Origin of the sequence: Ferrigenium sp. UT5, from assembly GCF_045866295.1 — a bacterium.
Lineage (GTDB): Bacteria > Pseudomonadota > Gammaproteobacteria > Burkholderiales > Gallionellaceae > Sideroxyarcus.
On the sequence record NZ_BAAFRY010000007.1, the window covers coordinates 1 to 20,855 of the forward strand.

Genomic DNA, 20,855 nt, shown 5'->3' on the forward strand with positions numbered 1-20,855 from the left:
ACCAGCCACCTTCAGGTGGCCACAAGAGCAGGGGCCGCGTAAGCGACCACGTTAAGCCGCTTTGAGCGGCTCACAAAATAAAGCCCCCGGCTTTGCCGGGGGATACTTACTCGTACACAATACCGGCAAGGAATTCCCGGCTCTTAAAGGGGGGGAAAAGCAGGATTTTTGTGACCCGAACGGGTTATTAAACACCTGAAACGGCCGTTTGAAATTGAGCCTTGGTGCGGAAGACAGGACTCGAACCTGCACACCTTGCGGCGCTGGAACCTAAATCCAGTGCGTCTACCAATTCCGCCACTTCCGCGTGGGAGGCGCGAATTATAGCGGCGCGATGTTCAGATTGCTGCGATTTCCACCACGGTGCGACCGCGCGCCTGGCCCGCGATCATGGCCGGAAAGACGTGCGCCAAATCGGCCAAGGGTACGCGCCGGATCATGTCGTGCAGATGCAGCGGTCGCAGATCGTTGGCCAGCCGCTGCCAGATCATCCTGCGCAACGGCATGGCGGTCAGCGCCGAATCCACCCCCAGCAACTTCACGCCGCGCAGGATGAAAGGAAACACCGTGGTGTGCAATTCGACGCCGCCGGCATTGCCAAAGCTGGCGATGGCGCCGTCCTGCTGCATGCTGCGGGTCAGCCAGGCCAAGGTCGTCCCGCCCACCGCATCCAGGGCGCCGGCCCACTGCGCTTTTTCCAGCGGGCGCGTGCCGTTCAGATCGACCGTGCTGCGCAGCAGAATCTCGCGTGCACCGAGCGACTCCAGATAGCCGCCTTCCTGCTCCTTGCCGGTCATTGCCACCACGTGATAGCCGAGTTGCGCCAGCATCTGTATCGCCAGGCCGGAGACCCCGCCGGTCGCACCGGTCACGATCACGCGGCCAGCCTCCGGGGTCAGCTCGTTCTGCTCCAGACGGTGAATCGCCAGTGCCGCAGTGAATCCTGCCGTTCCCAACGCCATGGCTTCGAACAGCGACAAGCCTTGCGGCAACGGCACAACCCAGTCGGCCGGGACGCGGGCATATTCGGCGAAACCGCCATCGTGCGCCACGCCCATGTCATATCCCGTCACCAGCACCGGGTCTCCCGCCTTGAAGCGGGGATCGGCAGAACTATCCACCACCCCCGCCGCGTCAACGCCGCCGACACAGGGGAAGCGCCGGATCACCTTGCCGGTACCGGTGGCGGCCAGCGCATCCTTGTAATTGACCGCGGAATAGGCGACGCGGAACAGCACCTCGCCAGGGTCCAGGTCGTCCAGTGCAAGATCCACCAGACGGCCCTGCGATTTTCCGTCTTCGTCAAAAATCCGGAATGCGCGGAAGCGGTTCATCACAGATCCAGCAGTACCAGTCCCGGGTTTTCCAGAAATTCCTTGATCGCGACCAGGAACTGCACCGCTTCGCGTCCGTCGATGATGCGGTGATCGTAGGAAAGTGCAAGGTAGTTCATCGGGCGGATGACGACCTGGCCATTTTCCGCCACGGGTCTATCCTTGGTGGCGTGGATGCCGAGGATGGCGCTTTGCGGCGGGTTGATGATGGGGGTGGAAAGCAGGGAACCGAATACGCCACCGTTGGTGATGGAGAAGGTGCCGCCGGTCAATTCTTCCATGGTGATCTTGCCGTCCTTGGCGCGCGCGGCGAAATCCGCGATGCGCTTTTCGATGTCGGCCAACGACATCCGGTCTGCATCGCGCAAGATGGGCACGACCAGGCCGCGCTCGCTGCCGATCGCCATGCCGATGTCGAAATAGCCGTGATAGATAAAGTCTTTCCCATCGACCGAGGCATTGATGACGGGAAATTTTTTCAGCGCATACACGGACGCCTTGACGAAGAAGGAGGAGAAACCGAGTTTGACCCCGTGTTTTTTCTCGAACGTGTCCTTGTAGCGGCTGCGCAGTTCCATCACCGGCCGCATGTTCACTTCGTTGAATGTGGTGAGGATGGCTGCATTCGCCTGCGATTGCAGCAGCCGTTCGGCGATGCGCTGGCGGATGCGCGTCATCGGCACACGCTGCTCGGTGCGCTCGCCCTGGGCCACGGGCGTCACCACGTAAGCGGCGGGCGGTTCGCTCTTGACCGCATGCAGTACATCTTCCTTGGTCACCACGCCGTGGCGGCCACTGCCCTGCAGCGTGGCGGTATCGACATCATGCGCATGCGCCAGCTTGCGCGCGGACGGGGTGCTCGCCGCCGGGGCGGCAACAACGGGCGCGGCGGCGACGACGGCGGCCGGCACGGGTGCAGCCTGGCCGGTTTGTGCGACACCCTCCGTGTCGATCTCGGCGATGATTTCGCCGCTACCCACCTGGGCGCCGTCAGCCTTGATGATCTTGCGCAACACCCCGCTTTTGATCGCCGGCAATTCGAGCACAACCTTGTCGGTTTCGACGTCGATCAGATTCTCCCCCTCGCTCACCGCTTCACCGGGCTTTTTGTGCCAGGTCAGCAAAGTGGCCTCGGAAACCGATTCGGACAGTTGCGGGACTTTGACTTCAATGATGCTCATGGCGGACTCCTGGTCGGTTCTTGATATCGAGATCGGGGCGGAAAGCCGCTTCGATCACCGCTTTTTGCTGCTCCACGTGGACAGACAGGTAGCCTGCGGCCGGCGACGCTGACGACGGGCGCAGCGCGTATCCCAAGCGCATGCCCGGGCGCAAATGGCGCAACAGATAATGCTGGATGCGATGCCACGCGCCCTGATTGCCCGGCTCTTCCTGGCACCACACCACTTCGCTTGCCTGCGGATAGGCCGCGATCTGTGCGGCAAAATCATCATGCGGAAAAGGATACAACTGCTCCAGCCGGATGATCGCCATATCGGCGATGCCGCGTTCGCGCCGCGCCTTGAGCAGGTCGTAATACACCTTGCCGCTGCAGGCGATGATGCGGCGCACCCTGTCGTTGTCCAGGCGGTCGATGTCGGCAATGACCGGCTGAAACACACCCTCGGTGAAATCGCTGAACGGCGATGAGGCATCCTTGCTGCGCAGCAGGCTCTTGGGCGTAAAGACGATCAGCGGTTTGCGGAACGGGCGCAGCATCTGGCGGCGCAACAGATGAAAAATCTGCGCCGCGTTCGATGGCACACAAACCTGGATGTTGTAGTCGGCACACAGTTGCAGATAGCGCTCGATCCGACCGGAGGAGTGTTCCGGCCCTTGCCCTTCGTAGCCGTGCGGCAGCAGCAGCACAAGGCCGCACAACCGCCCCCATTTGGCTTCGCCCGAGGCGATGAACTGGTCGATGACAACTTGTGCCCCGTTGGCAAAATCGCCGAACTGCGCTTCCCACAGGGTCAAGCCGTCCGGCTCAGCCGTGGCATAGCCATACTCGAATCCCAGCACCGCCTCTTCCGACAGAATGGAGTCGATCACCGCAAAATCGGCCTGGTCATCGGCGAGGTGCTGTAGCGGGATGTAGTCATCCTTGTCCCATTGCTGCCGCTGCTGGTCGTGCCATACCGCGTGGCGGTGGAAGAAAGTGCCGCGCCCGCAATCCTCGCCGGACAAACGCACCGGATATCCCTCGGTCAGCAGGCTGGCGTAGGCCAGGTTCTCCGCCATCCCCCAGTCCAGCGCCAGTTCGCCGTTCCCCATCGCCCGGCGATCCGCAATGATCTTTTCCACCCGCGAATGCAGCTTGAAATTCGGCGGCACCTCCGTCAGGCGCTGCGCCAGTTTTTGCAGGCGCACCAGAGACAAACGCGTATCCGCCGGCATCGTCCACGAAATATCGCCACGATATTTCGACCAGCTCACGGCAAACTCGTGTTTGAAGTCGGTCAGCACCGGCTGTACGGGATTGCGCCCCTCGTCCAGCGCGGCATGGTAAGCCTTGATCTTGGCCTGCGCTTCATCCGCACTCAACACACCCTGGTCCACCAGGCGCTGCGCATACAGCGCGCGGGTGCCCGGGTGCTGATTGACCTTGCGATACATCAGGGGTTGGGTTACCAGAGGCTCGTCCTGTTCGTTGTGCCCCAGCTTGCGGAAGCACACCATGTCGATCACGACATCCTTGCGGAACTGCATGCGGTAGTCGAGCGCGATCTCCGTTATCCGCAGGACGGCTTCCGGATCGTCTGCGTTGACATGGAAAATCGGCGCCTCGATCATCTTGGCCACATCGGTGCAGTAATTCGACGAACGGGCATCGCGCAGGTCGGAAGTGGTGAAACCGATCTGGTTGTTGACCACGATGTGGACCGTGCCGCCGGTGCGAAACCCACGGGTCTGTGCCAGATTGAGGGTTTCCTGATTGACGCCCTGCCCGGCGAATGCCGCATCGCCGTGCAGCAGAACCGGCATGACCTGCTTGCCTTTAAGGTCGCGGCGGCGATGCTGACGCGCACGCACGGAGCCTTCCACCACCGGATTGGCAATCTCCAGATGGGAGGGATTGAAGGCCAGCGTGAGGTGCATCGCGCCTCCCGGCGTGTCGATGTCGGAGGAAAATCCCTGGTGATACTTCACATCGCCAGAGCCGAGATGTTCCTTGTGTATCCCCTCGAACTCAGAAAACAGTTCGCTCGGCAATTTGCCCAGGGTGTTGACCAACACGTTCAGGCGTCCGCGGTGAGCCATGCCGATCACGGTCTCTTTTACGCCCTGCGCGCCGGCGCGTTGCAGCAGGTGGTCGAGCAGCGGGATCAGGGTGTCGCCGCCTTCGAGGGAGAAGCGTTTCTGCCCGACATATTTGGTGTGCAGGTAACGCTCCAACCCCTCCGCCGCCGTCAGGCGCTCCAGGATGCGTTTCCGGGTATCCGCAGGATAAGCGATCACCCCGCCCGCCCCCTCCAGGCGCGCCTGAATCCAGCGTTTCTGCGGCACACTGCTGATGTACATGTATTCGGCACCGATGGTGCTGCAATAGATGCGGCGCAGCCGCTGCAATATCTCGCGCAGCGTCATGCGTTCGCCGCCGACGAGCGAACCGGTATTGAACTTGTGGTCCATGTCGGCCTCGGTCAGGTCGTAATAGGCGGGATTCAGTTCGACCACTTCAGGCGGCGGATTGCGCTTCAGGGGATCAAGGTCGGCCACCCGCAAACCGAGAAAGCGGTGCGCATTGATCAGTTGCAGGACGGATGCCTGTTTGCGCATCTCGTCGGCAATTGCCGCGGAGGGTGCGACGGCGACAGGCACGGCTGCAGTCTGCAGAAAGTGCCGGCGGATCGGCGAGTGCGCCACGTCCGGCCCGCTCCCGGTGGCCTGCAAACGCTCGAACAGGGTGCGCCATGCGGGCGGCACGCTGCCGGCATCGTTCAAGTAATCTTCATACAGGCTTTCGACGAACGCGTTGTTGCCGCCGAACAGGGCGGAAGAATCCCGCATCGCCTGCAGATAATTTTTTTCATCCGGGGCGTTCATGGTGTTGCCCCGTTCAGGAACGTTTATCCAGCGGCACAAAATCGCGCCGTACCGCACCGCGGTACAACTGGCGCGGGCGGCCGATTTTCTGCTCCGTATCGGCGATCATCTCGTTCCATTGCGACACCCAGCCGATGGTGCGCGCCACTGCGAAGATCACCGTGAACATATTGGTCGGGATGCCCAGCGCGCGCAGCACGATACCGGAGTAGAAATCCACGTTAGGATACAGTTTGCGCTCGATAAAATAGGGATCGGCCAGCGCGGTTTTTTCCAGGGTCATCGCCAACTGGAACAAGGGATCGTTCTCCAGCTTCATTTCCTTCAGCACCTCGTAGCAGGTCTGGCGCATCACATTGGCGCGCGGGTCCATGTTTTTATAGACGCGGTGACCGAAACCCATCAGGCGATATTTCCTGTCCTTCACGCCCTGCACATATTCGGGCACCCGCGCCGGGTCGCCGATCTCTTCCAGCATCTTCAGCGCCGCCTCGTTCGCGCCGCCGTGTGCCGGCCCCCACAAGGCAGCGATACCGGAGGCGATACAGGCAAACGGATTGGCGCCGCTGGAACCGGCCAGGCGCACGGTCGAGGTCGAGGCGTTCTGTTCGTGATCGGCGTGCAGAATTAGAATCCGTTCCAGCGCGCGCACCAGCACCGGGTTCGGCACATAGTCGTCCGCCGGAGTGGCAAACATCATGTACATCAGATTCTCGACGAAGCTTAACTTGTTCTTCGGATACATGAACGGTTCGCCGACATAATACTTGTGCGCCATCGCTGCAATGGTCGGGACTTTTGCCAGCAGACGGCGGGCGGAGATTTCACGATGTTTCGGATTGTTGATGTCGAGCGAGTCGTGATAGAAAGCGGACAGCGCACCCACCACACCGACCATCACCGCCATCGGGTGCGCATCGCGGCGGAAGCCCATGAAGAAACGGGCCAGCTGCTCGTGCACCATCGTGTGATGCGTGATGCTCGAAACAAACTCGGATTTTTGTTGCGCGTCAGGCAATTCCCCGTTCAGCAGCAGATAACACACTTCCAGAAAATCCGATTCCTCCGCCAGTTGCTCAATGGGGTAACCCCGGTAGTAAAGCAGCCCGGCATCGCCATCAATGAACGTGATTTCCGAGGTGCAACTGGAGGTGGAAAAAAACGCGGGGTCGTAGGTAAAGACGCCCAGTTTGCCCAAGGCCCGGATATCGATCACGTCGGGCCCCAGAGTGCCAGAGAGGATAGGGAGTTCAATCGTGCGGCCATCATCCAGGGTCAGTGTTGCGATGCGTTTGCTTTCCATTTTTTCCTCGACTCAATCAAACTTCCTGAAGACATTCCAATACAGCACGCTGCTGCGGATGTATCGGCTCCTTGTTGCCCGTAATCAAATCCCAGAACTCGGTATCCGGCAAATCGAGCAATTCGTCGAACGCGAGGCGCTGCGCCTCGTTCAGTGACGGGTAATGCTGGTCGATGAAGCGGCCCAGCACGATATCAAGTTCCAGCAGACCGCGCCGGCAACGCCAGCGCACGCGCTGCAGATAAACCGGATCTTCGATACTCATACCACGCGCTTCACCATCATGTCCTTGATCTTGCCGATCGCCTCCGTCGGGTTCAGTTCCTTAGGACAGACATCGACGCAGTTCATGATGGAATGGCAACGGAACAGGCGGTACGGGTCTTCCAGATTATCCAGGCGCTCGGCGGTCGCCTGGTCGCGGGTATCGGCGAGGAAGCGGTAAGCCTGCAACAGGCCCGAGGGGCCGACAAACTTGTCCGGATTCCACCAGAACGAGGGGCAGGCTGTGGTGCAGCAGCCACACAGGATGCATTCATACAAACCGTCGAGCTCTGCCCTGTCCTTGGGCGATTGCAGGCGTTCGGTCTCCGGCGGCGGATCGCTGTTGATGAGATAGGGCTTGATCGAATGGTACTGTTTGAAGAACTGCGTCATATCGACGATCAGATCGCGGATCACCGGCAGTCCCGGCAAGGGACGCAATTCGATCGGTTGCTTGAGCGATGACAGCGGCGTGATGCAGGCCAGACCGTTGCGCCCGTTGATGTTCATCGCATCCGAGCCGCACACACCCTCGCGGCAGGATTTGCGGAAGCCGAGGCTGTCGTCCTGCTGCCGCAACAGCATCAGCGCATCCAGCAGCATGGCATCGCCGGCCTGCAGATCAAGCTCGTAGTCCTGCATGTAGGGCGCCGTGTCCGTCTCCGGGTTGTAGCGGTAGATTCTAAATTTCATCTCGTCGCTCCTAGTACACGCGGGCTTTAAGCGGGAAGGTCTCGACCGTCAGCGGCTTCAGCCGCACTGGCTTGTAATCGAGGCGATAGCCTTCGCTGTAATACAACGAATGTTTCAACCAGTTCTTGTCGTCGCGCTCGGGGAAATCGGCGCGCGCGTGGGCGCCGCGGCTTTCCTTGCGCGCTTCGGCGGCCGTCATGGTGGCCTGCGCCACCTCGATCAGGTTGTCCAGTTCCAGCGCCTCGACCCGCGCCGTGTTGAAAACCTTGCTCTTGTCCTTGATCTCGGTATGGCGCACGCGTTCTGCCACCTCGCGAATCTTGCTCACCCCTTCCGCCATCAGGTCGGGAAAACGGAACACGCCGCAGTGGGTCTGCATCACCGTGCGCATCGCGGTGCCGACCTCGGCCACGGACTCGCCGCTCTTCTGGTTTTCCAGGCGCGCCAAACGCGCCAGCGGCCGCTCCGCCGCATTGGCGGGCAACGGCTTCGGATTCGGATTGGCCTTTAGGTCTTCGATGATCTGCCGCGCCGCCGAACGCCCGAACACAATCAGGTCGAGCAAGGAATTGCAACCGAGGCGGTTGCCGCCGTGCACCGACACGCAGGCGCATTCGCCCACCGCATAAAAACCCTGCACCACGTCTTCCGGTGCGGTGCCGTGCGGCGCCACCACCTGGCCGTGATAATTGGTCGGAATGCCGCCCATCATGTAATGCGCGGTCGGCACCACCGGGATCGGCGCCTTAGCCGGATCGACATGGGCAAACTTGAGGGCGATGTCGCGGATACCGGGCAGTCGGTGGCGGATCACCTCGTCACCGAGGTGATCCAGTTTCAGCAGGATATGGTCCGCGTTGGGGCCGCAGCCGCGGCCTTCCTTGATCTCGGTCGCCATCGCGCGCGACACCACATCGCGGCTGGCGAGGTCCTTGGCGGAAGGCGCGTAGCGCGGCATGAAGCGTTCGCCATCCTTGTTCAGCAGATAGCCGCCCTCGCCGCGCACGCCTTCGGTGATGAGCACCCCCGCGCCGTACACGCCGGTCGGGTGGAACTGGAAGAACTCCATGTCTTCCAGCGGGATGCCGGCGCGTGCCGCCATGCCGAGGCCGTCGCCGGTGTTGATATAGGCATTGGTGCTGGCCTGAAAGATGCGCCCCGCGCCGCCGGTGGCGAACAGCGTGGCGCGCGCCTGCAGAATCATCACTTCGGAAGTCTCGATCTCCATCGCCACCACGCCCAGCACATCGCCGTCCTCGTCGCGGATCAGATCCAGCGCCATCCACTCGACGAAGAAATTGGTGTTGGCTTTGACGTTCTGTTGGTACAGCGTGTGCAGCAGCGCGTGACCGGTGCGGTCGGCGGCGGCACAGGCCCGCGGCACCGGGTTCTTGCCGTAATCCTGCATGTGCCCGCCGAACGGGCGCTGGTAGATCTTGCCGCTGTCCAGGCGGTCGAACGGCATGCCGAAATGTTCCAGTTCATACACGACCTCGGGGGCGGCACGGCACATGTATTCGATCGCATCCTGGTCGCCGAGGTAGTCCGAACCCTTCACCGTGTCGTACATGTGCCAGTGCCAGTTGTCTTCGTTGACGTTGCCGAGCGAGGCGGCGATCCCGCCCTGCGCCGCCACCGTGTGCGACCGGGTCGGAAAGACCTTGGACAGCACGGCAACTTTCAGACCTGCTTCGGACAGGGTCAGCGCCGCGCGCATGCCGGCGCCGCCCGCGCCCACCACCACCACATCAAACGTTCTTTTGCTGACTGACATTTAGAGTCCCCACAGAATTTGTACCGACCAGATCGTATAAAGCAGCAGTGCAAGGATCACCAGCACATGAATCACGAGGCGGATGCCCGCGGGTTTCACATAGTCCATCACGATATCGCGCACGCCGATCCACGCGTGGTAGAACACGCTCAACAGGAACAGCAGGGAAAGACTGCGCATGACATTGCCGGAAAACAGCTCGCTCCAGGTGTCATAGCCGAAGGACGGCTGCCACAGCAAGACGCCGGCAAGGGCCAGCATGTACAGCGCCATCACCACGGCGGTCACCCGCTGCACCAACCAGTCGCGCAGGCCGAAATGCGCGCCGGTGACAATACGGTTCACCATAATTTCACTCCCACCAGGACAGTCAACAGCAAACTCACGGCCAGCACCCACTTGCTGCTGGCGCGGGCGCCCGCCAGCCCGTGCAGCAGATGCAGGTCAAGGGCAAGATAGCGCAGGCCGGCGCAGAAATGGTGCAGCAGCGCCCACGCCGCACCGAGCACGCAAAGCTTGGCCAGCGGATGCGCAAGGAACTCGGTCAGCGAGGTATAGGTCTCGATTGAGCGCAGGCTCTGGTCGAATGCGGCCAGCAACAAGGGCAGCGCCAGAAACAGCAACGCGCCGGAGGCGCGATGCAGGATGGAAACAAAACCGGGAAGGGGCAACTTGATTCTGATCAAGTCGAGATGCTTGGGACGGGGTTTATTCATCGCTTTCTATCTCGCACTAAAATCGGATGGCGCAATCCTACACCCGTGCATGGCGAGTGAAAAGCGAAAGGAATATGATGCAGCCGGAATTTAATAATCGGTTGTTGCGTTTCCAATACTGCTTCTGGCTATACTCTGTGCGGCTTGATTTTTTTGACAACTTCAAAGTGAGGACACTATGAAAGCTCCCATCCGAGTGGCGATCACCGGCGCGGCAGGACAGATCGGCTACAACATGCTATTCCGCATCGCCAACGGCGATATGCTGGGGCGCGAACAACCGATCATTCTGCAATTGCTGGACATCCCCCCGGCGCAGCAGGTGCTGCGCGGCGTGGCGATGGAACTCGAAGATTGCGTGTTTCCCATGCTGCAGCAGGTCATCACCACCGACGACCCGCGCGTGGCTTTCCGCGATGCGGAGGTAGTCATCCTGGTCGGCGCGCGGCCGCGCGGCAAGGGCATGGAGCGCAAGGATCTGCTGCAGGCGAATGGCGCCATCTTCACCGAACAGGGGCGCATCCTGAACGAGGTCGCCTCGCGCGAAGTGAAAGTGCTGGTGGTCGGCAACCCGGCCAACACCAACGCGCTCATCTGCATGAAGAACGCCCCCGATCTCGACCCGCGCAACTTCACCGCGATGATGCGCCTCGACCATAACCGCGCCATCGCGCAGGTTGCGCTGAAACTGTTCCAGCCGATTCAGGACATCAAGAAAATGGTGGTGTGGGGCAACCATTCCGGCACGCAATATCCCGACCTGTCGCACTGCGAGATTCGCGGGCGCAAGGTGCTGGAAGTCCTGCAGGATCAGGACTGGATCGAAAACACCTTCATCCCGACCGTGCAGAAACGCGGCGCTGCGGTGATCGAGGCGCGCGGCTTGAGCAGTGCCGCAAGTGCCGCCAATGCCGCGATCAGCCACGTGCACGACTGGCTGCTGCGCTCGCACCACAACGACTGGGTCACCATGAGCGTGCCGTCCGACGGCAGTTACGGAATTCCGGAAGGCGTGATGTACGGTTTCCCCGTCACCTGCCGCAATGGCCACTACACCATCGTGCCGGGGCTATCCATCAGCGAAACAGGCAAGCGGCACATGCAGGAAAGCTATCAGGAACTGCTGGGCGAGCGCGAGATGGTGAAGCATCTGCTGGGATAGAACCGCATTGCGGCGGCCTTGATTTGCGCACACCCTCCCTCATATAGCCAGCATCCAATCGAGGGAGCGCATCATGTCCGCCAATCGTCCACCTGCCGTTGCCGGTTCTTTCTACCCCGCCGATCCCGGGCGGCTCACACTTGAACTGCGCCATTTTCTGGAGGCAGTGAAACCAGTCCGTTTCCCTCACCCCAACCCTCTCCCGGAGGGAGAGGGGGCGGGCGGATTGCTGCGCGAGTTTCGTGTTAAGGCGCTGATCGTGCCGCATGCCGGTTATATGTATTCCGGCGCCATCGCGGCTTCCGCCTACGCCACACTGCGCCCGATCGCCGCACGCATCCGGCGCGTGGTGTTGCTGGGGCCGACCCACCGCGTCGCGGTGAGCGGCTTGGCACTGCCCGCTGCAACAACCTTCACTACACCCTTGGGCGAAATCAAACTGGATACCGGCGCGATGCGTGAACTGGCGCGCTTGCCGCAGGTGGTGGTGAGCGACGCGGTGCATGCGCAGGAGCATTCGCTCGAAGTGCAACTGCCTTTCCTGCAGACCGTGCTGCAGGATTTCACCCTCGTCCCGCTCGCGGTGGGAGAGGCCACGGCCGGGGAAGTCGCCGCCGTGCTGGAACAGGTCTGGGGCGGAGCGGAAACCCTGATCGTCATCAGCTCCGACCTGTCGCACTACCTGCCCGCCGAAGTGGCGCAGCGGATCGACCGCGCGACGGCGGACGAAATCCTGCACCTGCATCCGGTTCCCTCGCATCAGCAAGCCTGCGGCGCAACGCCGGTCAACGGACTGCTGCTGGCCGCGCGCCGGCATCATCTGGTGCCGCACTTGCTCGACCTGCGCAACTCCGGCGACACCGCCGGTCCGCATGACAGCGTGGTGGGCTACGCCGCCTTTGCCCTGACCGGGGAGAACGACCATGTCCATTGAGGGCAAAGTCCTGCTGCAACTGGCACGCGCCGCAATCTCGCTCCGGCTGGGCATGACCGCCGAGCTACCGCCGCGCGCCGACTGGCTGGAAAAAACCGGGGCGTGTTTCGTGACCCTGAAAGCGCACGGCCAACTGCGCGGCTGCATCGGCTCGCTCGAAGCGAGGCAAGCGCTGTATGACGACGTGGTCCATAACGCCGTGGCGGCCGCGGTGCGCGATCCCCGTTTCCCGCCGCTGACCCCTGCCGAATTGAACGGGATCGAAGTCGAAGTCTCGCTGCTTTCTGCGACCACGCCCATGGACTGCTTTGACGAAGCGGATGCGCTTGCGCAACTACGCCCCAACGTGGATGGCATCATTCTGGAATACGGCCCGCACCGCGCCACCTTCCTGCCGCAAGTATGGGCAGACCTGCCGCAGCCGCAGCGTTTCCTTGCCCATCTGAAACGCAAGGCCAGACTGCCGGAAGATTTCTGGTCGGACGACATTCGCCTGGCGCGTTACACCGTGCAGAAATTCAGCGAGGGGAAATGAGATGGACGCGCCGATCGGCATCGAGGAACGCTATCCCGCCCGTTACTGGCACAAGCTGGACGATGGCCGCATCCAGTGCGACCTGTGTCCGCGCGATTGCAAGCTGAACGAAGGCCAGCGCGGGGCCTGCTTCGTGCGCGGCCACATCAACGACGAAATGGTGCTGACCACTTACGGGCGCAGTTCCGGTTTTTGTGTCGATCCGATCGAAAAAAAACCGCTCAACCATTTTTATCCCGGCAGCAGCATCCTGTCGTTCGGCACGGCCGGCTGCAACCTCGCCTGCAAATTCTGCCAGAACTGGGATATTTCCAAGGCACGCAGCTTCGACCGGCTCGCCGATCAGGCATCACCGCAGGCCATCGCCCGTACCGCGCTCGAACTGGGCTGCAAGAGTGTCGCGTTCACTTACAACGACCCGGTGATCTTTGCCGAATACGCGATGGACGTGGCCGATGCCTGCCACGAAGCCGGCATCAAGACGGTGGCGGTGACGGCGGGCTATATTCATGCTCAGCCGCGGCGCGAATTCTTCGCCGCGATGGACGCGGCAAATGTTGACCTGAAGGCGTTCACCGACGCGTTCTATTTCAAGCAGACCGGCGCGCACCTGCAACCGATCCTGGAAACCTTGCAATATCTGCACCAAGAAACGAACGTCTGGGTGGAACTGACGACCCTGCTGATCCCTAGCCTCAACGACAGCGCGCACGAGATCGGACAGATGTGCGAATGGATCGCCCGAGAGCTGGGGGAGGAAGTACCGCTGCATTTCACCGCATTCCATCCCGATTACAAGATGACCTCGATTCCCGCCACGCCTTCAGCCAAGCTGACCGAGGCGCGGCAGATCGCGCATTCCGCGGGGCTGCTGCATGTCTATACCGGCAATGTGCACGACCTCGACGGCGGCACGACCTATTGCGCACACTGCCATCAGGCGCTGATTGTGCGCGACTGGCATCTTATCCGGTGTTATGAGGTAACGGAAAAGGGCACGTGCCCGCACTGTGGCACCCCGCTGGCGGGGCATTTCGGCAAATTCGAGCAGCAGTTCGGGCGGCAGCGCATCCCGCTGGTCTTGTCCGGGCGGTGAGCGGCGGGTCAAGCAGAGACCGGGTGATGCAGATACCAGTTGACCAGGTGTTCCTGCAAACGCTCGGAGGTTGCGCGCAGCGACTGCACGGCGTGCAACAACTCGCCATCCGATGTGTAGTGCCCGTTCTCTTTGCGCGCCACCGCCCTGCCTGCCGACTCGTGGAAAGTCTCGCACTGCCTGCACGTTGATTCAAACAGCCGATGCAGGGAGGGATCGGTGTTCTGCTCGCCATGCATGTATTTTGCCAGCATGCATTCCGGATAACAGGGCTCGGCCAGGACCGGCTTTTCAGTCGTCTGCCCCAGCAGGAAATGTTCGAGCTGTTCGTGATGATCGATCAGCGCCTGCATCGTGCGGATGCAGTCCAGTGATTTGCCGGGTGCGGATTGATGGGTTGAAGACGATGTTGAAACAGGCATGGCGCTCTCCGCGAAATTCTGCGACCCATTCTGCAATCGCACCGCTGCCCTAGCAATAGGGAAAAAGGTCTATGCCCATGCCTATATCGCGGCCTATACCACGATGCGAACCCGTTTCAGGCCAGCAATCGAACCACCGCGAAGCCGCCGCCCGGCGTTCTGAAATTGGTGGTCTGCCCTTGATAAAGACGCGCTGCCGCCAGTTGCAACACCCCGTCATAGACATAGCAGCGCACATCGTACTTGAGCGGTTGCGGTCCGTTCTCCCCCAGGCAAACCACGCGCTCACCCGGCGGCTGGAGGCGCTGCGCGACATAATCGCCCTGCATGATCTCATCGAACACGCGCCGGGTTAGCTTGTCGCCGCGGTATGCCCCCTTGCTGCCATACCCGGTCTCCGGCTTGAAGAACCATGCCTTGCGTTCCGCCCACCATTGCGCGGCATCAGCGGTCTGCACGGATTGGGTTGACGGGATTCCGCGCAACAATGCGTCGATATCCGTCTGCACCAATCCGGTCGCGCGCAGCCACGCCGCATCGCTCCAGCGCGTCAGGTTGCACTTGTCGGCATAACGGGCGTAATGCGACGGATCCGGGGTGAACACAACTTGTTTCTGTATCCAGGCAGCGCGCAGATGCGGATGCTGTTGCAAGTCGAAATCGGTCAACCGGTTGTAGATCAGATCGACGCGGCGGTCGTCGCAATACAGGCCGTCCTCGCGCGCTTGCAGCGCAGATGGATCGGCGACAAGCGCCGTCAGGCCGGCGTGCTCGAACAGACGCTGCGCGAGAAGGAACTCGGGGTAGAGATATTGCGCATCTGGTTGTTCGTCCACAATCACGACCGTCTGCAACGGCGCACTGCCACGGGCCAACTGCCACTCGTGGCGAAACATTTCAAGGAAACATTGTTCTATGTTTTTCAGCGAGACCGGGGCCCCGGGCAATTCCGTTGCGCGCTGGCTCTCAATGAGCAACGCGTTGAGGAATGCCCCGCCCGCGTTGGTGTTGATTTCGATCAGATGCGCGCCGTCCGCATTGAGATGGAAATCGTAGCCGTAAAAAACGCCGCGCGCCGCCTGCGGCTCCGGCGCTCCGACCACGTTCTCCACGGCCGCGATCACCGCACGCATCTGCTGCAACTGTGCTGCGCTGATGAAAACCGGTGCGGCCGAAAACAGGTGCGAACACCGTTCCATAACCAGCGCATGCCATGCCGCGCCCTGTTCCCGCAAAACGCGTTGCAAGGCCGCCTCATCGATTCCCGCGCCCTCCCCGCATCGGCCATTCAGTTGCGCGGCCGATTCATTTTCCCTCGCCTCCCCGTTCACCGCGCTTGGCACAAGCGCATCAACCACCCAGCATCTCCTTCTTCAGAGATTCCTGTGCCGGCTTGCCCCCCAGCCAGATTTTCAGCAAAGCGCGATTGAAAGCAGAGCCTGCAATCGTGCCACGCGGCGCACCATTCACGCTGATCTGCGTGCCATTGCCGGGAAGATAATCAAGCGCAATGACATCGCCCTGTACCGCTTTGCCGATGGACTCAAAGATTTGTGCCATTTGTTTTAACTCCGCCTCCAGCGCAAGCAACTCGGCGGGGGTATGGTTCGCCTCGATCGCCTCGCTGAATGCCCCGTACAATTTCTTGCTGCCCAGGTCGCGCAGCATGTGCAGGACCACGCGGTGCGCATGTTCATCGGCGATGACCGCTTCGGCCGAGGCTTGTTTTTGCGGCAGATACAGCGCCCCGACATAGACCTTGAACATCCATTTGTTGCGCACTCCCGCGCCGTTCAGCACCAGTGCCTGCGTGCCAACCTGCACGCTGTCATTTATTTTTACGCCCGCCACTTCCACGGCAAAAACGGGCAAGGCAAACATGCACAGCAATCCAGCCAGAAATATCCTGTTCATTTCCATCCCTTTCAATTGTAGTGAATCGTTAGAGATATTCCGAAAATGCACACATCACAAGGCCTCGAACACCCCGGCCGCGCCCATACCCGTGCCGATGCACATGGTCACGATGCCGTATTTCTGTTTGTGCCTGCGCAACCCGTGCAACAGGGTCGCAGTGCGGATCGCCCCCGTCGCCCCCAGCGCATGACCCAGCGCAATCGCGCCACCGAGCGGGTTGACCTTGGCGGGATCCAATCCCAAATCGCCAATCACCGCCAGCGACTGCGCGGCGAAAGCTTCGTTGAGTTCTATCCAGTCAATCTGGTTCAAGCTCAAACCTGCCTGTTTCAACGCACGCGGGATCGCTTCTTTCGGACCGATGCCCATGATCTCGGGCGGTACTCCCGCCACGCTGAAACCGTGGAATTTGCCAATAGGGGTGAGGTTGTAGCGAAGCAATGCCGCCTCGGAACACAGCAACACCGCCCCCGCGCCGTCCGACATCTGCGAACTGTTGCCCGCCGTTACCGAGCCTTTTTGCGCGAACACGGTTTTCAATTTGCCCAACGCTTCGAGTGACGTATCCGCGCGCGGGCCTTCGTCCTGTGTCGCCGAACGCGACTTGATTTTGATTTCGCGCGAACTCATGTCGGGCACGTGTTCGCTGATTGGGTAGGGCGAAATCTCGTCGTTGAATTCGCCCGCCGCCTGCGCTGCCAGCGCGCGCTGATGGCTCTGCAAGGCAAACGCATCCTGCGCTTCGCGCGAAACCTTCCAGCGCTCCGCCACCTTCTCCGCTGTCAGCCCCATACCGTAGGCGATGCCGACATGCTCGTTCTCGAAGATGGCGGGATTGAACGCGATCTTGTTGCCCATCATCGGCACCATGCTCATGCTCTCCACCCCGCCCGCCAGCATCACGTCGCACTCGCCCAGACGGATGCGGTCCGCCGCCATCGCCACCGCCTGCACCCCGGAGGAACAGAAACGGTTCACCGTCACGCCCGGCACCGTGTGCGGCAACCCCGCCAGCAACAGCGAAATACGCGCCACGTTCGTGCCCTGCTCCGCCTCCGGCATCGCGCAACCAACGATCACATCGGCGATGCTGGCAGGGTCGAGCGTCGGGGCTTGCGCCAACACGCTTTTAATGACGTGCGCCAGCAGATCGTCGGGGCGCGTGTTGCGGAACATCCCGCGCGGCGCTTTGCCCACGGGGGTACGCGTAGCGGCGACGATATAGGCTTCCTGGACTTGTTTGCTCATGGTGTAACTCCCTCTGTCTAACGTTTTGCCGCCACACGATAAACCGCATTGCGTTCGCGCTTGCCAACCGCAACCACGATCACCAACAACACGGCATCCCTCACTTCGTACACCAAGCGATAGCCCACGCTACGCAGCTTGATTTTGTAGCGGTCTTTATGACCAGACAATTGCGATGAAGGCACGCGCGGATGTTGCAATCGCTCCGCCAATTTTTTCTTGAATTGCTCGCTTACCGTCGCATCCAGCTTGCGCCATTCCACCAGCGCATCGGGATGGAAACTCAGCTTATAGCTCATCGAGCGTGACTTTCACCAGACGCTTGCCGTCCTTTAAACGCGCATCGGCAAGCGTATTCAGTTCCATGTCTTCCAGCTTGTCCATCAACGCCTCATATGCTTTGGCGGGAACGCAATAAAAAGTCGGCTCGTTGCGATTCAAAATCGCCACCGGAAACCCTTCACCCGCCGCCACCGTCGCCATCGGATTCTTTTTCAGTTCGGAAACACTCGCGGTCGTTTCCGCCAGGATCACACTCGCCATTTTTTTCTCCAGGTCTCTTAATGGCACTCAAGATAGCACGCCGAACAGGTCTCGGCAACGGTCACGGTTTCTGGTGGAAATTATGAAATCGACTCTGTTTTCAGTGACACTTCCAATAAAACCGGGGTACGTCCCCTATTGTTCCGATGACCTTCTCGGCAAAGTTGATCATGTCGTCCAAATGGAACCGCCACTCGCGGTCAGCACCCTTAGACATGCGCAGCCTCCTTCTCGATATAAGGACGCCAGTCGAAAAACGGAGGCGCCCTATATAATTTTTCATCATGCCGCCTATTGCCACCTACAAACTTTTCGTCAACCTACAAAACACAGTTTAATTCCGCAACGGCTTCCCGTTCTTCAGCATGTGCTCAATCCTTGCCTGCGTCTTGTCGGTCGCCAGCAGTTCCATGAAGTTCTTGCGCTCCAGGTCGAGTAGCCAGGTCTCGTCCACCAGACTGCCTGTTTCCACATCTCCACCGCACATCGTTTCCGCCACGCGGCAGCCGATGTTGTAGTCGTGTTCGGAGATGAAGCCGCCTTCCTTCATGTTGACCATCGAGGCTTTGAAGGTGGCGATGCCGGTGCGGCCTGCGACGGGGATTTGGCGTTGATGCAAGGGCGGACGGTAGGCCGTGGCGTTGAGGGCTTTGGCTTCTTCCTTGGCGATGTGCAACAACTCGAATTTGTTGAGGACGATGCGATCCGAGGCACGCAGGTAACCCATCTCGCGCGCCATCTCTGCGCTCTTGGCGACTTCGCCCATGGCGATGTTCTGGAAGTAGCGTTTCAGGATCGGGAAGATGTCCCCGCCACGCGCTTCGGCGGCGGCGCGTTGTGCCATCTCTTTGCAGCCGCCGCCTGCGGGTAGCAGCCCGACGCCCACTTCGACCAGGCCGATATAGCTTTCCAGCGTGGCGACGATGCGCGTGCAATGGATGGAGAATTCGCAGCCGCCGCCGAGTGCCAGTCCGTCCACCGCCGCGATGGTGGGAATCTGCGCGTATTTGAGGCGCATGGAAGTCTGCTGGAATTTGGCGACGACCGCTTCGACATGCGGCACGTTGCCGGTGGCCGCGTTGAACAGATCGCCCATGCCGCCACCACCTGCTGCGGTGTATTTCACGCGGTTCACCGCGCCTTTGAGTTTGCCGAACAGACCTGTTTCTGCTGGTGCTTCCTGCACGCCCTGCATCAGTTGCAGCAGATTTGCGCCCGCAGAGAACGGCGGCTCGGTCTGCCACAGGACGAGTGCGCTGAAGTTGGCTTCGGCTTCGTCCACCGCGCGCAACACACCGTCCAGCACTTCGTTGTTGACGGTGTGCATCTTGCTCTTGAAGCTCAAGATGGCGATGGTGTCGCCGGTGTGCCACAGGCGCACTTCGTCGGTCTCGAACACAGTCTCGCCGTAGCTGCGCACCTCGCCCAGCAAGGCATCGGGGTAGAGTTGGCGGCGATAAACCGGGAGGGAGGAACGGGGTTGTAGGTCGGGTTTTAACCCGCCATTTTCTTGTCGGACTAAAGTCCGACCCACGGGAGCGAACGAACCTTGCGCAGTGTGCACGCCCGTGCGACCCGCCTCGGTCACCCATGCAGGGAGCGGCGTGTTCGACAGGGTCTTGCCCGCCGCGATGTCGGCGTTGATCCACCCGGCCACTTGTTGCCAGCCTGCGGCCTGCCAGATTTCGAACGGGCCGCTATCCCAGCCGAAACCCCAACGCACAGCCAGATCGAGGTCGCGCGCGTTGTTGGCGATGTTCCCGAGTTGCACGGCACAGTAATGGAAGGTATCGCGCAGGATGCACCACACGAACTGCGCCTGCGGATTTTGGCTGTCGCGCAATTTGGAGAGTTTGGCCGACCAATCGCGTTCGCGCAGCATGTCTTTCACTTCGTCATCGGCTTTGCCACTTGAAAGGCGATACGCACCGCTCGCCAAGTCCATCACGTGGATGTCTTTGCCTATCTTCTGATACACGCCGCGTTTGGCTTTTTGTCCCAGCGCGCCATCGGCGATGAGCTTGCTCATCCAGTCCGGCGATTTGAAATAACTATGCCACGGGTCGTCGGCAAGATTATCCTGCATGGTCTGCACCACATGCGCGAACACGTCCAGCCCCACCACATCCAGGGTGCGGAAGGTCGCGCTCTTGGGGCGGCCGAGGTAACGCCCGGTCAGCGCATCCACCGTCTCGAAGCCCAAACCCAGGCGTTGCGCGTGATGCACGGTCGCCAGCATGGAGAACACGCCGATGCGGTTGGCAATGAAGTTCGGTGTGTCCTTGGCGCGTACCACGCCTTTGCCCAGCGTGGAGACGAGGAAGGTTTCCAACGGGTCGAGCAAGCCAGCCTCGGTACCCGCACACGGGATCAACTCGACCAGGTGCATGTAGCGCGGCGGGTTGAAGAAGTGGATGCCGCAGAAACGGTGACGCAGATTCTCGGGGAAGGCTTCCGCCAGTTTGTTGATGGAAAGGCCGGAGGTGTTGGTGGCGAAGATGGCATTCGCATTCACGAACGGCGCGACCTTGCGATACAGGTCGGACTTCCAGTCCATGCGCTCGGCGATGGCTTCGATGATGAGGTCGCACTCGCGCAATTTTTCCAGATGCTGCCCGTAGTTCGCCACCCCGATATAGCTGATTTTGGCCGGACTGGCGATGGGTGCCGGATCGAGTTTTTTCAATCCGTCGAGTGCCTTGTTGACGATGCCGTTGGGGTCGCCTTCCTTCGGCGGCAAATCAAACAACAGGGTTTCCACATTGGCGTTGACCAGGTGCGCGGCGATCTGCGCGCCCATCACACCGGCACCCAGGACGGCCACTTTACGTATTCTGATTGTGTCATTCATCATGCAACCTCCGCGC

At 60.8% G+C, this 20,855-nt stretch carries 20 protein-coding genes and 1 tRNA gene; 4 read left to right on the forward strand and 17 right to left on the reverse strand.

The features are described 5' to 3' along the window. Positions 1-222: 222 nt before the first annotated feature. The 10 genes from ACKTSJ_RS03785 to sdhC all read right to left on the reverse strand — a co-directional run bounded on the left by ACKTSJ_RS03785 (position 223) and on the right by sdhC (position 10,131). Positions 223-307, reverse strand: a tRNA-Leu gene (locus ACKTSJ_RS03785). A 31-nt stretch (positions 308-338) separates the two neighbouring features. Next, a complete protein-coding gene (locus tag ACKTSJ_RS03790) occupies positions 339-1,334 on the reverse strand; it encodes an oxidoreductase (RefSeq protein ID WP_407897547.1) in 996 nt (331 codons plus the stop codon). Beyond that, positions 1,334-2,515, reverse strand: a complete 1,182-nt coding sequence (gene odhB, locus ACKTSJ_RS03795; RefSeq protein WP_407897549.1) for a 2-oxoglutarate dehydrogenase complex dihydrolipoyllysine-residue succinyltransferase — start codon at positions 2,513-2,515, stop codon at positions 1,334-1,336. The genes ACKTSJ_RS03790 and odhB overlap by 1 nt, the downstream gene beginning before the upstream one ends. Further along, on the reverse strand, positions 2,502-5,381 hold the full coding sequence (locus ACKTSJ_RS03800; protein WP_407897551.1) for a 2-oxoglutarate dehydrogenase E1 component: 2,880 nt from the start codon (positions 5,379-5,381) through the stop codon (positions 2,502-2,504). The genes odhB and ACKTSJ_RS03800 overlap by 14 nt, the downstream gene beginning before the upstream one ends. A 13-nt stretch (positions 5,382-5,394) precedes the next feature. After that, positions 5,395-6,684 carry a citrate synthase gene (gltA, locus tag ACKTSJ_RS03805; RefSeq protein WP_407897553.1) on the reverse strand — a complete coding sequence of 430 codons (1,290 nt, stop codon included), beginning with the start codon at positions 6,682-6,684 and terminating at the stop codon, positions 5,395-5,397. Positions 6,685-6,700: 16 nt separating this feature from the next. Beyond that, positions 6,701-6,949, reverse strand: a complete 249-nt coding sequence (locus tag ACKTSJ_RS03810) for a succinate dehydrogenase assembly factor 2 (RefSeq protein ID WP_407897555.1) — start codon at positions 6,947-6,949, stop codon at positions 6,701-6,703. Continuing rightward, the gene (locus ACKTSJ_RS03815) at positions 6,946-7,641 is read right to left on the reverse strand and encodes a succinate dehydrogenase iron-sulfur subunit (RefSeq protein ID WP_407897557.1); all 696 of its coding nucleotides are present in this window, start codon (positions 7,639-7,641) and stop codon (positions 6,946-6,948) included. Before ACKTSJ_RS03815 ends, ACKTSJ_RS03810 begins: the two co-directional genes overlap by 4 nt. A 10-nt stretch (positions 7,642-7,651) precedes the next feature. Then, a complete protein-coding gene (gene sdhA / locus ACKTSJ_RS03820; protein ID WP_407897559.1) occupies positions 7,652-9,415 on the reverse strand; it encodes a succinate dehydrogenase flavoprotein subunit in 1,764 nt (587 codons plus the stop codon). Then, positions 9,416-9,763: a succinate dehydrogenase, hydrophobic membrane anchor protein gene (gene sdhD, locus ACKTSJ_RS03825; protein WP_407897561.1), complete on the reverse strand. Its 348-nt coding sequence runs from the start codon at positions 9,761-9,763 to the stop codon at positions 9,416-9,418. Beyond that, entirely contained in the window at positions 9,757-10,131 is a 375-nt protein-coding gene (sdhC, locus tag ACKTSJ_RS03830; RefSeq protein ID WP_407897563.1) for a succinate dehydrogenase, cytochrome b556 subunit, read from the reverse strand. The genes sdhD and sdhC overlap by 7 nt, the downstream gene beginning before the upstream one ends. A gap of 178 nt (positions 10,132-10,309) precedes the next feature. Here sdhC and ACKTSJ_RS03835 point away from each other — a divergent pair, with 178 nt between their 5' ends. The 4 genes from ACKTSJ_RS03835 (at position 10,310) to amrS (ending at position 13,858) form a co-directional block, all read left to right on the forward strand. Then, a complete protein-coding gene (locus tag ACKTSJ_RS03835; protein ID WP_407897565.1) occupies positions 10,310-11,293 on the forward strand; it encodes a malate dehydrogenase in 984 nt (327 codons plus the stop codon). 73 nt (positions 11,294-11,366) lie between these two features. Further along, positions 11,367-12,227, forward strand: a complete 861-nt coding sequence (amrB, locus tag ACKTSJ_RS03840; RefSeq protein WP_407897567.1) for an AmmeMemoRadiSam system protein B — start codon at positions 11,367-11,369, stop codon at positions 12,225-12,227. Continuing rightward, a complete protein-coding gene (amrA, locus tag ACKTSJ_RS03845) occupies positions 12,217-12,762 on the forward strand; it encodes an AmmeMemoRadiSam system protein A (protein WP_407897569.1) in 546 nt (181 codons plus the stop codon). The genes amrB and amrA overlap by 11 nt, the downstream gene beginning before the upstream one ends. Before the next feature lies 1 nt (position 12,763). Beyond that, positions 12,764-13,858 (forward strand): AmmeMemoRadiSam system radical SAM enzyme, encoded by a 1,095-nt coding sequence (amrS, locus tag ACKTSJ_RS03850; protein ID WP_407897571.1) that lies wholly within the window; start codon positions 12,764-12,766, stop codon positions 13,856-13,858. An 8-nt stretch (positions 13,859-13,866) separates the two neighbouring features. Here the strand turns inward: amrS and ACKTSJ_RS03855 are convergent, their stop codons facing one another. The 7 genes from ACKTSJ_RS03855 to ACKTSJ_RS03885 form a co-directional block, all read right to left on the reverse strand. Continuing rightward, complete coding sequence (locus ACKTSJ_RS03855; protein ID WP_407897573.1) at positions 13,867-14,280, reverse strand: hypothetical protein; 414 nt, start codon at positions 14,278-14,280, stop codon at positions 13,867-13,869. 116 nt (positions 14,281-14,396) lie between these two features. Continuing rightward, positions 14,397-15,638 (reverse strand): hypothetical protein, encoded by a 1,242-nt coding sequence (locus tag ACKTSJ_RS03860; RefSeq protein WP_407897574.1) that lies wholly within the window; start codon positions 15,636-15,638, stop codon positions 14,397-14,399. Further along, positions 15,631-16,194 carry a chalcone isomerase family protein gene (locus ACKTSJ_RS03865; RefSeq protein WP_407897576.1) on the reverse strand — a complete coding sequence of 188 codons (564 nt, stop codon included), beginning with the start codon at positions 16,192-16,194 and terminating at the stop codon, positions 15,631-15,633. Before ACKTSJ_RS03865 ends, ACKTSJ_RS03860 begins: the two co-directional genes overlap by 8 nt. A gap of 54 nt (positions 16,195-16,248) precedes the next feature. Then, positions 16,249-17,445 (reverse strand): acetyl-CoA C-acyltransferase, encoded by a 1,197-nt coding sequence (locus ACKTSJ_RS03870; RefSeq protein ID WP_407897578.1) that lies wholly within the window; start codon positions 17,443-17,445, stop codon positions 16,249-16,251. A gap of 17 nt (positions 17,446-17,462) precedes the next feature. Further along, positions 17,463-17,744, reverse strand: a complete 282-nt coding sequence (locus ACKTSJ_RS03875) for a type II toxin-antitoxin system RelE family toxin (protein ID WP_407897580.1) — start codon at positions 17,742-17,744, stop codon at positions 17,463-17,465. Next, positions 17,734-17,988 carry a type II toxin-antitoxin system Phd/YefM family antitoxin gene (locus ACKTSJ_RS03880; protein WP_407897582.1) on the reverse strand — a complete coding sequence of 85 codons (255 nt, stop codon included), beginning with the start codon at positions 17,986-17,988 and terminating at the stop codon, positions 17,734-17,736. Before ACKTSJ_RS03880 ends, ACKTSJ_RS03875 begins: the two co-directional genes overlap by 11 nt. 334 nt (positions 17,989-18,322) lie before the next feature. After that, positions 18,323-20,842 (reverse strand): 3-hydroxyacyl-CoA dehydrogenase/enoyl-CoA hydratase family protein, encoded by a 2,520-nt coding sequence (locus ACKTSJ_RS03885; RefSeq protein ID WP_407897584.1) that lies wholly within the window; start codon positions 20,840-20,842, stop codon positions 18,323-18,325. Between the last annotated feature and the right edge of the window lie 13 nt (positions 20,843-20,855).

Coding starts and splice junctions, on each gene's coding strand:
- ACKTSJ_RS03800 (WP_407897551.1), bottom strand. CDS start 5,381: ATGAACGCCCCGGATGAAAAAAATTATCTGCAGGCGATGCGGGATTCT.
- ACKTSJ_RS03880 (WP_407897582.1), bottom strand. CDS start 17,988: ATGGCGAGTGTGATCCTGGCGGAAACGACCGCGAGTGTTTCCGAACTG.
- ACKTSJ_RS03790 (WP_407897547.1), bottom strand. CDS start 1,334: ATGAACCGCTTCCGCGCATTCCGGATTTTTGACGAAGACGGAAAATCG.
- ACKTSJ_RS03865 (WP_407897576.1), bottom strand. CDS start 16,194: ATGAACAGGATATTTCTGGCTGGATTGCTGTGCATGTTTGCCTTGCCC.
- gltA (WP_407897553.1), bottom strand. CDS start 6,684: ATGGAAAGCAAACGCATCGCAACACTGACCCTGGATGATGGCCGCACG.
- ACKTSJ_RS03835 (WP_407897565.1), top strand. CDS start 10,310: ATGAAAGCTCCCATCCGAGTGGCGATCACCGGCGCGGCAGGACAGATC.
- ACKTSJ_RS03870 (WP_407897578.1), bottom strand. CDS start 17,445: ATGAGCAAACAAGTCCAGGAAGCCTATATCGTCGCCGCTACGCGTACC.
- ACKTSJ_RS03815 (WP_407897557.1), bottom strand. CDS start 7,641: ATGAAATTTAGAATCTACCGCTACAACCCGGAGACGGACACGGCGCCC.
- ACKTSJ_RS03855 (WP_407897573.1), bottom strand. CDS start 14,280: ATGCCTGTTTCAACATCGTCTTCAACCCATCAATCCGCACCCGGCAAA.
- sdhC (WP_407897563.1), bottom strand. CDS start 10,131: ATGAATAAACCCCGTCCCAAGCATCTCGACTTGATCAGAATCAAGTTG.
- ACKTSJ_RS03875 (WP_407897580.1), bottom strand. CDS start 17,744: ATGAGCTATAAGCTGAGTTTCCATCCCGATGCGCTGGTGGAATGGCGC.
- odhB (WP_407897549.1), bottom strand. CDS start 2,515: ATGAGCATCATTGAAGTCAAAGTCCCGCAACTGTCCGAATCGGTTTCC.
- ACKTSJ_RS03810 (WP_407897555.1), bottom strand. CDS start 6,949: ATGAGTATCGAAGATCCGGTTTATCTGCAGCGCGTGCGCTGGCGTTGC.
- sdhD (WP_407897561.1), bottom strand. CDS start 9,763: ATGGTGAACCGTATTGTCACCGGCGCGCATTTCGGCCTGCGCGACTGG.
- amrA (WP_407897569.1), top strand. CDS start 12,217: ATGTCCATTGAGGGCAAAGTCCTGCTGCAACTGGCACGCGCCGCAATC.
- amrB (WP_407897567.1), top strand. CDS start 11,367: ATGTCCGCCAATCGTCCACCTGCCGTTGCCGGTTCTTTCTACCCCGCC.
- amrS (WP_407897571.1), top strand. CDS start 12,764: ATGGACGCGCCGATCGGCATCGAGGAACGCTATCCCGCCCGTTACTGG.
- ACKTSJ_RS03885 (WP_407897584.1), bottom strand. CDS start 20,842: ATGATGAATGACACAATCAGAATACGTAAAGTGGCCGTCCTGGGTGCC.
- sdhA (WP_407897559.1), bottom strand. CDS start 9,415: ATGTCAGTCAGCAAAAGAACGTTTGATGTGGTGGTGGTGGGCGCGGGC.